Annotated in this window: 9 protein-coding genes; 3 read left to right on the top strand and 6 right to left on the bottom strand. The window is 68.3% G+C overall.

All coding sequences use genetic code 11. The features are described from left to right. Window positions 1-93 precede the first annotated feature (93 nt). Complete coding sequence (locus OG203_RS08560; protein ID WP_405165139.1) at window positions 94-1050, top strand: NAD(P)H-dependent flavin oxidoreductase; 957 nt, start codon at window positions 94-96, stop codon at window positions 1048-1050. Window positions 1051-1127: 77 nt separating this feature from the next. Here OG203_RS08560 and OG203_RS08565 read toward each other — a convergent pair whose 3' ends face one another. From OG203_RS08565 to metH, 6 genes are all read right to left on the bottom strand, one after another. Next, window positions 1128-2942, bottom strand: a complete 1815-nt coding sequence (locus OG203_RS08565; protein WP_405165140.1) for a choline/carnitine O-acyltransferase — start codon at window positions 2940-2942, stop codon at window positions 1128-1130. Continuing rightward, complete coding sequence (locus OG203_RS08570) at window positions 2939-3775, bottom strand: class I SAM-dependent methyltransferase (RefSeq protein ID WP_405165141.1); 837 nt, start codon at window positions 3773-3775, stop codon at window positions 2939-2941. The genes OG203_RS08565 and OG203_RS08570 overlap by 4 nt, the downstream gene beginning before the upstream one ends. 60 nt (window positions 3776-3835) lie before the next feature. Further along, complete coding sequence (locus OG203_RS08575; RefSeq protein ID WP_405165142.1) at window positions 3836-4699, bottom strand: arpA protein; 864 nt, start codon at window positions 4697-4699, stop codon at window positions 3836-3838. A gap of 149 nt (window positions 4700-4848) precedes the next feature. Beyond that, a complete protein-coding gene (locus OG203_RS08580; RefSeq protein WP_405165143.1) occupies window positions 4849-5520 on the bottom strand; it encodes an HAD family hydrolase in 672 nt (223 codons plus the stop codon). Further along, window positions 5517-7259 (bottom strand): protein kinase domain-containing protein, encoded by a 1743-nt coding sequence (locus OG203_RS08585; RefSeq protein ID WP_405165144.1) that lies wholly within the window; start codon window positions 7257-7259, stop codon window positions 5517-5519. The genes OG203_RS08580 and OG203_RS08585 overlap by 4 nt, the downstream gene beginning before the upstream one ends. 466 nt (window positions 7260-7725) lie before the next feature. After that, window positions 7726-11322 (bottom strand): methionine synthase, encoded by a 3597-nt coding sequence (gene metH / locus OG203_RS08590; RefSeq protein WP_405165145.1) that lies wholly within the window; start codon window positions 11320-11322, stop codon window positions 7726-7728. Between the two features lie 149 nt (window positions 11323-11471). Here metH and OG203_RS08595 point away from each other — a divergent pair, with 149 nt between their 5' ends. Together OG203_RS08595 and OG203_RS08600 are read left to right on the top strand one after the other, a co-directional pair. Further along, entirely contained in the window at window positions 11472-12356 is an 885-nt protein-coding gene (locus tag OG203_RS08595) for a PAC2 family protein (RefSeq protein ID WP_405165146.1), read from the top strand. A 75-nt stretch (window positions 12357-12431) separates the two neighbouring features. Next, window positions 12432-12575 (top strand): hypothetical protein, encoded by a 144-nt coding sequence (locus tag OG203_RS08600; protein ID WP_405165147.1) that lies wholly within the window; start codon window positions 12432-12434, stop codon window positions 12573-12575. The last annotated feature ends 2 nt before the right edge of the window (window positions 12576-12577 follow it).

Consider the following 12577-nt stretch of genomic DNA (forward strand, 5'->3'; position numbering starts at 1 on the left):
TGTGCGGGACCGTTGCTCCGGCCCGTCGCAGCCCGAACTCACCGCCGCCCGCGACGCACTAGAGGCAAGGACGCGGGCGGGCATGATGGTTTCATGTCCTTCCGCACCGCGCTGACCGACCTGTTCGCTCTGCGTCATCCGATCGTGTTGGCGCCCATGGGTGGCGTGGCCGGTGGTGAATTGGCCGCCGCCGTGTCGAATGCCGGTGGACTCGGCCTGGTCGGTAGCGGGGATCGGGCATGGCTGACCCGTGAACTGTCGATTGTCGCGAACACCGCGCGTTCTGCATGGGGTGTCGGATTTCTCAGCTGGGCGGTCGACCTCGACACGGTCCGGTGGGTGCTCGACGAGTACCGGCCGCGCGCGGTGCTGCTGTCGTTCGGCGATCCTTCGCCGTTCGTCGAGTCGGTGCGCGCCGCGGGCGCCGTGCTCATGGTCCAGGTCACCGATCACGAGGAGGCACGCCGCGCCGTCGACCTCGGCGCGGACGTCATCGTCGCGCAGGGCGGCGAGGCGGGCGGGCACGGTGCCGGGCGTTCCACCATGACGATGGTGCCTACCGTCGCCGATCTCGCGCATCCGACGCCGGTGCTCGCCGCGGGCGGTATCGCGGACGGTCGCGGGCTTGCGGCCGCGCTGACGCTCGGCGCGGCGGGCGTCATGGTCGGCACCCGCTTCGAGGCGACGCACGAAGCCGTGATCACCCCCGAGCAGGCCAAGGCGATCGTGGCCGCGCACGGCGACGACACCGCGCGCGACCGGGTGTTCGATATCGCGCGCCGATCGCCGTGGCCGACGAAGTACACCGCGCGCATGCTGCGCAACGAGTTCTTCGACAACTGGCACGACCGCGAGGACGAGCTGCGCGCCGACACCGCCGCACAGGATCGCTACCTCGACGACGATGCCGCGGCTCCCCCGGTCTGGGCGGGCGAGGCCGTCGATCTCATCAGCGCCATCGACTATGCCGCCGACGTGGTGAGCAGGATCGCCGAGGAGGCCGATGTCGCGCTCGCACGCGCGGCGCGCCGACGGATCGACGACGTCTGACGCGACCACGTCGGTCCGTGAACACCTCCGTCGCCCCGGCGAATGCCGAGGCGACGGAAGCGTTTTCGACTGTTCGGTCAGTTCTCGCTGAGCAGCGCCTCCAGGTCGGCGACCGCGGTGCGCAGGTGTCCGGCGAATTCGTGCATCTGGTCGGCGACCGTGGTCGGGGTGGCCAGGTACAGATTCCAGCGGTCCGGCAGCAGAACGTAGGCGACGCCGATGCAGCGGGGGCTGGTGGAGCCGAAACCGAAGTAGCTGATGTTGACCGACGGGGCCGAGCTGGTGCTCAGGTAGTCGTCGCGCATGATCAGCCAGCCGGGGCTGTCGTAGAGCGGAATCGGCTCGGTGACACCGAGTTCCGCGCCGCGGCGGCGTTGGATCCACTGCAGTTCCCACAGGTGCTGCTCGGGTGCGGCACCCGCCTGGCATTCCTTGGCGCGGGCGACGTGCGCGGCGGCCGCGGTCCGTGCGGCGGCGAGCTTGGCCGACTGGTCGACCGCCGGGTCCTGCACCGCGTCCACGAACGCCACCAGCTCCGGGGTGACCACCCGCATGGCCTCGGTGCGGCCGTTGCGGTACTGGCGGGTGGCGATGGATTCGTAAGTGGCGCCGGTGATTCCCTTGCTGCGCCGATGCGCCAGCTGATAGCTCAACTGCGCGAACGCATCCGGGGAGATGCCGAGCGACTTGGCGCTGGTGGTGCCGAAGTCCGCGAAAGAGACCGTCTGCGTGGCATTTTCGGCGGCGTAGCGGGCGAAATCGGCGCCGGCGGCGGCAATGTCGTTGCGCTGCGCGGCATCGAGCACGAAGTCGATCGGCTCGACGGCGGGCAGGCCCTGCGCCTGTGCGCCGGATCGGTCGGCGTGTTCCTGCGCCGAAGTCTCCAGCATGGCGTCGACGAAGGACAGGATGGTGGTGCCGTCCAGTCCGCAGTGCTCGACGTTGATGCCCGCCTGGCCGTCGGCGAAGACGATGAACGACACCGCCTTGTCGAACCAGCGGTTGGCGCTGTCGCCGTGCAGCAGTTGATCGCAGGCGTGCAGTTCGTCGCGCGGGGCGAAGTCCTCCAAACAGACGCAGAACAACGCGGTCTCGATGGTGTCAAGGGCCGCGGCGTTGGCCGGTTCGGCGAGCAACTGCTGCCTGCTCGCCGCCCACTCGGCGCGCGCCTTGGTGGTGAGATGCCCTACGGCGGAATCGGTTCGGGTCGACCGCGCACCGGCCTTGAGTACCTCGCGCAACCCGCAGGCGAGATCGTCCAGCGAGTGCGGCGCACCGTCCTTGCCGAGCACGTCCAGCCGGAACATGCTGCCGCGGAAGAAGACCACCACATGCTTGGCGTCGGACGGGCCTGGCCATTCCTCGCTGTAGGGCACCCGCACGCTGTCCTGCGTTTCGCCGGGAATGCGGGTCTCGGAGAACAGGTACTTGTTCTGCCACATCGACAGCGCCTGCCCGCGCTGCAGCACCGGCGGGATCGCCTCGGCATCCAGCGCGATCTTGTAATCCACAGCGGCGGAAATGATTCCGGCCGCGCGATCCACCTGGGTCGCGGCCGTGGATGCGGCCAGCGTGGTGTCGTCGCGGAAGAGGAAGAAGAAGTTGGCGTTCAACGCGATCCGGTCGCGCCTGCCAAGGTATCGCGACGGCCAGAACAGGTCGAGCCAGCTGCCGACGCCGGGGGTGGCGTCGTATTCCGCCAGCGCCGCGTGCAGTGTGCGGCCCGGCCCGTCCGCGCGCAGCAGGTCATCGACCGCCGCCTCGGTGGTGGCGAGTTCGTCGGCGGTGAGCAGCGGCGCGCACCACCGCAGGAATCTGGCGCAGCTGTCCTCCAGTGTCGGCAGGGGCACCCTCGGCAGGGTGTCGTCGGCGGCGAAGGTGCGTTCGGTCAATGCTGGTCCTCGGTGTCGGCGTGGTGCTTCGGCAACGGTCGCGATAGGTAAAGGCCTGCGTAGAGCCAGCCTTCGGTTTCCCGGTCGGTGGTGTCGATTCCCTTGGCGGACAGGGTGTTCAGCACCTGGGACTGCTCGGCCGCGGAGGCGAACCTGCGCTGCTCGAACAGCCCGGGCACCTGTTCGGTCCGGTAGCCGAGCGCGGCGAGTTCCGCGGCGATCGGCGCGAAGTCGAACATGCGCAGCACGAAGTGTGCCATCCATGGTCGCCGACGGGGATGCGCGGTGGCGACTCGGGCCAGCGTCTTCTCGGTGACATAGCCGATGCAGCCGGTGGAGATGATGATGTCGGCGCTGGCGAGCAGCTCGCGCTGTTCGTCGGTCGGTTCGCCGGACTCCAAATCGGCGTGCACGGTGTCGTCAAGCAGACCCGTCTGGTGTGCGTAGGCGAGCGCGGGCGCGGAGGCGTCCATGCCGAGGAAGCGGACATCGGCGAGGCCGTCCCTGCTGCCGAGCGCCGCGCGGTCGCGGGCGATGAGGGCCGCGTGGTCCCCGTCCGCGGTGCGGTAATGCTCGGCGAGCTCCCGCATGGTGGTGTCGAAGCGAAGCAGTGCCGCGTTCACGCCGTAGGAGCAGCCGATGTCGAGCACGGTCGGCGTGCTGACGCGGGCCGAGGCGCGGTACTCCCGAATCTGCTGCTGGAAAACGGGTTTCGCCAGTTCCGGAATGCGATAGTCGAGGTCGGACATGCGGGCGTAGTAGTCGCGTGGATCGGGACGGTCGTAGATATCGTCGAAGGAGGCTTTCCCGGTCGTATGTAACGGCACTGCCACAGTCGTTCCTCTCGGGTCGAGCGGTACTCCCGATCAGCGGTATCGATCGGGCCGTTCGGCTCAGTCGAGCAAGCGGTCGCCGCGGACAGCGTCGGCCGCGGCGGCCAGATGGTCGGGTAGTACGCGGCCGAAGAGTTGACGGGTGCGCTCCACCGTGCCGATGACGCCCGGCCGGTCGGTGTAGGCGAAAATCGCCGAATGTCGTTGCGTGGCACCGTCGACCGGCGACACGCGATGCAGCGAGAAGCGCCCCTGGAACAGCTGCAGGTCGCCGGGGCGCAGGTCGAGCCGCTGGATCAGGTGCTCGCTGGAGCCGGTGAGCACGGCGCGCACGTCGTCGAGGTGCTCGGCCTGCGGCGTGCGAATGTTGGGGCAGTACTCGAAGATTCCGCCCGACTCCGCGGGCTGAGTCAGCATGCTGACGGTGAATTCGTTGGTGTCGAAGTGCCACGGGTGCGACATGCCGGGGGCGACGACGTTCAGGCACAGACCGGCCAGCGGGTCGGCGAATTCGTGCAGCTCGGCCAGGCCGAAGCAGTCGGCGAGGAACCGCTGGAATCGGGTGTCGGTGTAGAGCTGGTGGATCAGCGCGTCGCCGGGGATGCGGTCACGCGGCACGAACGCGTTGCCGCGCTCCAGCACGATGCGCCCAGGATGGTCTTGCGGCAGTTCGGTATCCAGCGGAATGTTGTAGGCGTTCACCCGCTCGACCTCGTAGTACGCGTGCGGCGCCATCGCGTCGCCCTGCGCCCGCAGCGTCTCGGCCAGTTCCGGCCGGATGAAGCCGCGCAAGACGGTGCAGCCGATCGCCGCTAGCTCCGCCCTCGCGCGCTGTACCGCGGTGCGCCGACCGGAGTCCGCCGGATTCGCGAGGGGATACCGTGCGGTATCGACGATCTCGTCGAGGACACCCAACGCTGCCATGGCGACATTCTGGTAGAGCGGACCGCCGACACGCCCGAGATTGGGCGAGATTGCCGGTGATCGCGGTCACACCTATCAGCAGCACGCACTCCCGTTGCGGCACAGTAACTCTCGCTGGAGCGCGGTCGGGAGTGTCGAACGGTGGCCGTTCAGCCGCGCAGTTTCAGCGCTTGGTCGAGGTCATCGATCGTGAGTCCGACGAGGGTGTCGCGGAAGCTGCGCCCAGGCCCCTCGGGCACCGCGATCTCGCACGGGATCACGATCACCGCGCAGCCCGCCGCATGCGCCGCGCGGGTGCCGGTCGGCGAGTCCTCCACGGCGACACAGTCGCGCGGGTCGACGCCGAGCAGCTCGGCGGCCCGCAGGTAGACGTCCGGCTCCGGCTTGCCGCGCGCCACCTCGTCACCGCAGACCGACACATCGAAGCGGTCGCGGCCGAGGGTGTCCAAGCCGAACTCGGTGAGCGAGCGCTTGGTATTGGTGACGAGCGCCGAAGCCAGCCCCGCCTCCCGCACCGTCGCGAGCGCGGCCGCGGCGCCGGGACGCCACGGGATCGGACCGGTCATCAACTCGGTCACCCGCCGCTCCAGGAACTCCTCCGCCGCGAGCAACACCTCCGGTGTCGACTCGACGCCGAGTCCGGTGAAGATCATCCGCAACGCGTCGGGCCCGGACGCGCCGATCAGCGCGTGCCGCAGCTCGTCGGTCATCTCGTGACCGTGCGCGCGAGCCAGCTCACGGACGGCGATGTCCCAGAGCTTCTCCGAATCGAGCAGCGTGCCGTCCATGTCCCAGAGAACTGCGGCTAGTCGCGGGGTCACGTGCCGGAACCGGAGATCAACATCCGTCCATTCTCCGATACCACCTGGATCCATCGACTCTCGGACCTGGTCTCACCGTTCTTCATGCTGTAGGTGAGGGAAACGACCGCGCGGTTGTCGCCCTGCGCGGTGACGTTGCCGATGCTGACCGAGCGCACCGTGCCCCACCAGCTCGCGTAGCCGTTGTAGCCGCTGCCGCTGGCCTGCGCCTGGTAGGAGGGGGTGAGCTGGGACCACGCGCCGGCGGTGTTGCCGGGCAGCATGCTGTAGTAGCCCTGCACGAATTGGGTGACGCTTGCCGCGGGCGGCGCGCCGAAGGGGGTCACGGTGATGGTCGTCGACGGCGGCACCTTCGTCGACGGGGTAGGTGTCGGTGCCGTCGAAGAGGGTGCCGAGGACGGCGGCGCGCTTGGGGTCGGGCTCGGCTCGGCCGACGGGGCCGGTGTGCCGGCCGGTGCCGCGGGCTCCTGCTGCTGGCCTGGGCCCGCCGCGTTGGGCGCCGTTGCCGGGACCTCGGCGGAGGAGGACGGGATCGTGGTCGCGGGCGGTGCCGCAGTGCTGCCCTCGTTGCGATTCGAGGTGGCCAAGGCGATGAGCCCGATCACGGCGAGCACCGCGACGAACGCGGCCGCCGCCATGGCGAGGGAACGGTTGCGCGACGGTCCCGGTCCAGCGCCGCCGGGCAGGGTGGAGGACGCGCCACCGCGCGGCGGGAGCGGTGGTTGCGCGGAAACGGATTCGGCCGCAGGGGGATTCGTCAGCGCGGCAGTCGGCACCAGCGCCGTCGCGTCGTTCGCGTTCGCGGTGCTTCCCGCGGCATCGGTGCCCGATTGGCCGCCAGGCTGCGGCAGGACGGTCGTGGCGTCGCCGCCCGGCGCGGGCAGCGCCTTGGTGAGCGCTGGTATCCCCAAACTCGGAACCCGGCCCTCCGCAACGTCTTCCAGCGCCTTCTGCGCCTCCCGCATGGTCGGGCGCGCGTCGATCGTCGGGGCGAGCAGCCGCATCAGCACCGGGCCGAGCGCACCGGCGTCTTTGGGCACCGGCACCTGTCCGCGCGCGACGGCGTGCAGCACGGCAAGGGGGTTGTCGCCCTCGCCGAACGGCGGCAGACCTTCCACGGCGGCGTAAAGCGTTGAGCCGAGGGCGAATACGTCGGAGGCGGGTTCCGGGTTCTCGCCGCGCGCCACCTCGGGCGCCAGATAGGCCGGGGTGCCTGCGAGGAATCCGGTGGCGGTGACGGTGACGTCGCCGACGGCGCGGGAGATGCCGAAGTCGGTGATCTTCACGGTGCCGTCGTCGCCGACGAGCAGGTTCGCGGGTTTCACGTCGCGGTGCATGATGCCGGCGTCATGGGCGGCGGCCAGTGCTCCGGCGGCTTGCGCGCCGATGCGGGCGACCTCCACCGGCGCAAGGGTGCGTTTGCCGGAGAGTTTGGCCGCGAGGCTCGGGGCGTCCATGTACTCCATGACCAGCCACGGCTGGCCGTCTTCCTCGGCGACGTCGAAGACGGTGATCGCGTGCGGATGGTGCAGCCGGGCCGCGATGCGGCCCTCGCGCATGGCGCGCAGCTTCGCCTCCAGCGCGGCCGTGCGTGATAATCCCGGCCCGAGGATGAGCTGTTTCACCGCGACCGTGCGGCGCAGGCGGACATCCGTGCCGCGCCAGACCACGCCCATAGCGCCTGTGCCGATCGGATCCGTGAGTCGATACCGTCCCGCGATCAATCGGTCCGCCGTCATGCTGTTGTGCCTTCCTGCTTACGCGCCGAGCTGGTACTGCTGTGGCGCGCAACGCCGGGAAATCCCCGAAATTGCTACGCGCCGTAGTCCTTTGCACCCGTAAGCAGCGATGGCGACGCACCCGCCGACTGCCCCGGATGCAGTTGCAACGCTTCCGACAATGGCATACCCACCCGACACACATCCACCTCACCAAAAGTCCAAGGGCGATCCCCCAGGTCAGCGCCCCGCCACGCCGAAGCACGAAATCCGCTCGGCGCGTCGGGATTTGCCCAAATCATGACATACGAGCAGGTAGCCAAGGCCCTTGCGGTACGCGAACAGTGTTCCGCACCACCGTGACCACGATCACTATCCACCGACCGGTTCGATAACCGATTCGAGCGCAACCGCACGCCCGTCAGCCACACACTCGACGTAGCGAGTGTGCGGCTAACACGGACGTGGCGCGACCCGAGCGGTCGACTCAGGCGTTGAAGTACTTCGCCTCGGGATGCAGCAGGACGAACGCGTCGGTGGACTGCTCCGGATGCAGCTGCAGTTCCTCGGACAACACAACGCCGATGCGGTCGGCCTCGAGCAGGTCGACCAGTTTGGCACGGTCGTCCAAATCTGGGCAGGCGCCGTAACCGAACGAGTAGCGCGCGCCCCGGTAGCCGAGTTTGAAGTATTCGAGGACGTCGGCGGGGTCGGAGTCGGCGACCGCGTGCCCGTCCAGGGTCAGTTCCTCGCGGACGCGGCGGTGCCAGTATTCGGCGAGGGCCTCGGTGAGCTGGACGCCGATGCCGTGCACCTCGAGGTAGTCGCGGTAGTTGTCAGCGGCGAAGAGTTCGTTGGCGAAGTCGGCGATCGGCTGACCCATGGTGACCAACTGGAAGGGCAGCACGTCCACCTGACCGGTCTGCTCGGCGCGCTCGCGCGAGCGGATGAAGTCGGCGATACACAGGAAACGGTCACGCTGCTGACGCGGGAAGGTGAACCGATAGCGTTCGGGCGCACCGGGATTCGGTTCGGTGAGCACGATCACGTCGTCGCCATCGGACACGGCGGGGAAGTATCCGTACACCACCGCCGCGTGCTGCAGCACACCTTCGGTGCTCAGCCGATCGAGCCACGCGCGGAACCTCGGCTTACCCTCGGTCTCCACCAGCTCCTCGTAGCTTGGCCCCTCGCCGCCGCGCTGGCCGCGCAGACCCCACTGGCCGAGGAACAGAGCGCGCTCGTCGAGCAGCCCCGAATACTCGTTCAGCGCCAGGCCTTTCACCACCCTGGTCCCCCAGAACGGCGGCGTCGGCACCGGCACATCCGCGGCGACATCGGACCGCGCGGGCACCTCGATCGGCACCTCTTCGGCCTTGCGCTGCTCGGCGATGCGCTTGGAACGTTCGTGGCGCGCCTTACGCTGGGCCGCCTTCTCCCGCTCGGCGATCGCCTCCGGACTGTCGGGATCGATGCCGCCGCCGCGCTTACGGGTCATGATGTCGTCCATCAACCGCAGACCCTCGAAGGCGTCGCGGGCGTAATGCACGTCGCCCTCGTACACCTCGGTCAGGTCGTTCTCGACATAACCGCGGGTCAGCGCCGCGCCGCCGAGCAGCACCGGGAACTGTTCGGCAACACCCTTGGAGTTGAGCTCCTGCAGGTTTTCCTTCATGATCACGGTCGACTTCACCAACAGCCCGGACATGCCGATGACGTCGGCCTTCTTGTCGACGGCGGCATCGAGAATGGTCGCGATGGGCTGCTTGATACCGAGGTTGACCACCTCGTAGCCGTTGTTGGACAGGATGATGTCGACCAGGTTCTTACCGATGTCGTGCACGTCGCCCTTGACGGTTGCCAGCACGATGCGGCCCTTGCCGCTGTCGTCGGTGGCCTCCATGTGCGGCTCCAGGTAGGCGACCGCGGCCTTCATCACCTCGGCCGACTGCAGCACGAACGGCAGCTGCATCTGGCCGGAGCCGAACAGCTCACCGACGGTCTTCATGCCCGACAGCAGCGTCTCGTTGATGATCTGCAGCGGCGGCACCTGCCCCATCGCCTCTTCGAGATCGGCGTCCATGCCGTTGCGTTCGCCGTCGACGATGCGCCGCGCCAGCCGCTCGAACAGCGGAAGCGCGGCCATCTCCTCGGCACGCGAGGCCCGCGACGAGGACGTCGACACGCCCTCGAACAGGCCCATCAGTACCTGCAGCGGGTCGTAGTCCTCGCCGCGACGGTCGTACACCAGATCCAGCGCGACCTTGCGCTGCTCGTCCGGAATGCGGGCCATCGGCAGGATCTTCGACGCGTGCACGATCGCGGAATCCAGTCCGGCCTGCACGCATTCGTGCATGAACACCGAGTTCAGTACCTGACGGGCCGCGGGGTTCAGGCCGAACGAGATGTTCGACAGGCCGAGGGTGGTCTGCACCGCCGGGTGCTTGCTCTTGAGCAGCCGGATGGCCTCGATGGTCTCGATGCCGTCCTTGCGCGACTCCTCCTGACCGGTGCCCAGGGTGAAGGTCAGCGTGTCGATGATGATGTCGCTTTCCAGCACACCCCAGTTGCCGGTGATGTCGGCGATGAGCCGCTCGGCGATCTCCACCTTCTTCGCCGCGGTGCGGGCCTGGCCCTCCTCATCGATGGTCAACGCGACCACCGCGGCACCGTGCTCGGCGACCAGCCGCATGGTCTGCTGGAAGCGCGATTCCGGGCCGTCGCCGTCCTCGTAGTTCACCGAGTTCACCGCGCAACGACCGCCGAGATGCTCCAAACCCGCCCTCAGCACCGGGGTTTCGGTGGAGTCGAGCATGATCGGCAGCGTCGAGGAGGTGGCAAGGCGGGCGGCCAGCGCCTCCATGTCCTTGGCACCGTCGCGACCGACGTAGTCAACACACAGATCGAGCATGTGCGCGCCGTCGCGGGTCTGATCCTTGGCGATGTCGAGGCACTTCTGCCAATCCTCCGCCAGCATCGCGTCACGGAATGCCTTGGAGCCGTTGGCATTCGTGCGCTCGCCGATCATCATGACCGACGCTTCCTGCTCGAACGGCACCGCCGTGTACATGCTGGACACCGCGGGCTCGTGCACCGGACTGCGACGGTCGTCCAGCGGCGGCAGCTTCGGCTCGATCTCACGGACCGCCTCGGTCACCTGCCGGATGTGCTCGGGAGTGGTCCCACAGCAGCCGCCGACCAGCGCGAGCCCGAACTCGGAGACGAAACCGCTCAGCGCGACCGCGAGCTCCTCCGGGCTGAGCGGATATTCGGCACCGTTCGCGCCGAGCACCGGCAGGCCGGCGTTGGGCATGACCGACACCGGCACCTGCGCGTGCCTGGACAGATGCCGCAGATGCTCGCTCATCTCGGCCGGACCGGTCGCGCAGTTCAGCCCGATCATGTCGATGCCGAGCGGCTCCAGCGCGGTCAGCGCCGCGCCGATCTCACTGCCGACCAACATGGTGCCGGTGGTCTCCACGGTCACGTGCGTGATGATCGGAATCCGCCGACCGAGCAGCCGCATGGCCGCCCTGCTGCCGGTCACCGCCGCCTTGACCTGCAGCAGGTCCTGGCAGGTCTCGATGAGAATAGCGTCGGCGCCGCCCTCGAGCATGCCGAGCGCGGACTCGGTGTACGCATCACGCAGCGCGGTATAAGGAGCATGGCCCAGCGTCGGCAGCTTGGTGCCGGGGCCCATCGAGCCGAGCACATAGCGCGGGGTCCCGTCGGCGGACGGTCCCATCTCGTCGGCCACCTCGCGGGCCAGCCGGGTACCGCGCTCGGACAGATCGCGGATGCGATCGGCGATGTCGTAGTCGGCCAGGTTCGGCAGGTTGCAGCCGAAGGTATTGGTCTCGACCGCGTCGGCACCCGCCTCGAAGTACGCGCGGTGAATGCTGCGCAGCACGTCGGGGCGGGTGTCGTTGAGGATCTCGTTGCAGCCCTCTAACCCTAGGAAGTCGTCGAGGGTGAGATCGGCGGCCTGGAGCATGGTGCCCATCGCACCGTCACCGATCACGACACGGCGACGCAGTGTGTCGAGTAGCGTGGTGTCGAACTCGGTGGGGATGACCGCAGACATGAGATCAAGCGTAATGGTCGGGTGCGACAGTGCTGCTTGCCGCGTCGCGTGTGCACGAACACACCCGGTCGCCGTCGCCGCTGTCGAACACGCCGGGCCCGGCCACGGCATACGACACGCCAGTTCCCCGCACACATTAGGCTGACCGAGTGAACCCCAGTGAAACTCCCGATCCGGAACTGCCGACGTTGCGGGAACCGGTGCTGGTTGCGGCCTTCGAAGGCTGGAACGACGCGGGCGACGCCGCAAGCGGTGCCGTAGAGCATCTGGAATTGATCTGGGACGCCGAGCCGCTAGCAGAACTCGACTCCGAGGACTACTACGACTATCAGGTCAACCGGCCGACGGTCCGGCAGGTCGACGGCGTGACCAGGGAAATCCAGTGGCCATCCACCATGCTTTCGGTCTGCTCGCCCCCCGGCAGCGACCGTGACATCGTCTTACTGCGCGGCATCGAACCCAATATGCGCTGGCGCAGCTTCTGCGAGGACCTGCTGGAATTCATCGAACAGCTCGGCGTGCAAACCGTCGTCATCCTCGGCGCGCTGCTCGCCGATACCCCGCACACCCGTCCCGTTCCGGTCACCGGCTCCGCCTACAGCAAAGAGGCGGCCGAGCGATTCAACCTCGAGCAGACCAGGTACGAGGGGCCGACCGGCATCACCGGTGTGCTGCAAGACCAGTGCGTGAAGGCGGGCGTGCCCGCGGTGTCGTTCTGGGCCGCCGTGCCGCACTACGTTTCGCAGCCGCCGAACCCGAAGGCCACCATCGCGTTGCTGCACCGGGTCGAGGACGTGCTCGACATCGAGGTGCCGCTCGGCGAACTGCCGACGCAGGCCGAGGAGTGGGAGACCGCGGTCAACGAGATGACCGAGGGCGACGACGAGGTCAGCGAGTACGTGCGCTCGCTGGAGGAGCGCGGCGACGCGGCGGTCGACGTGAACGAGGCGATGGCCAAGATCGACGGCGACGCCATCGCGGCCGAGTTCGAGAAGTACCTGCGCAGGCGAGGTCCGGGCAGCTTCGGACTCTGAACCGTTCGCCGCGCAACGCCTTTCGCGGCCGTCCCCGACACCATCGACCTGCTCGACCGAATCGGCTTCTCCGACATGGAGTTACCCGACCTGCGCTACGTCACCCAGACGGGCGGCAGGGCCGCGACCATGACGATCGCCGAGCTCGACCGGATACGGCACGGCGGCAAACGGTTCGGCCGCACCCTGGACACCAGCACGCTGCCACCATCGTGCTGATC

It is taken from the genome of Nocardia sp. NBC_01499, assembly GCF_045040275.1.
Classification (GTDB): domain Bacteria; phylum Actinomycetota; class Actinomycetes; order Mycobacteriales; family Mycobacteriaceae; genus Nocardia.

What these genes read in the sequence shown, in the direction of transcription:
- OG203_RS08575 (WP_405165142.1), bottom strand. Translation starts at nt 4,699, where the DNA reads ATGGCAGCGTTGGGTGTCCTCGACGAGATCGTCGATACCGCACGGTAT.
- OG203_RS08600 (WP_405165147.1), top strand. Translation starts at nt 12,432, where the DNA reads ATGGAGTTACCCGACCTGCGCTACGTCACCCAGACGGGCGGCAGGGCC.
- OG203_RS08585 (WP_405165144.1), bottom strand. Translation starts at nt 7,259, where the DNA reads ATGACGGCGGACCGATTGATCGCGGGACGGTATCGACTCACGGATCCG.
- metH (WP_405165145.1), bottom strand. Translation starts at nt 11,322, where the DNA reads ATGTCTGCGGTCATCCCCACCGAGTTCGACACCACGCTACTCGACACA.
- OG203_RS08560 (WP_405165139.1), top strand. Translation starts at nt 94, where the DNA reads ATGTCCTTCCGCACCGCGCTGACCGACCTGTTCGCTCTGCGTCATCCG.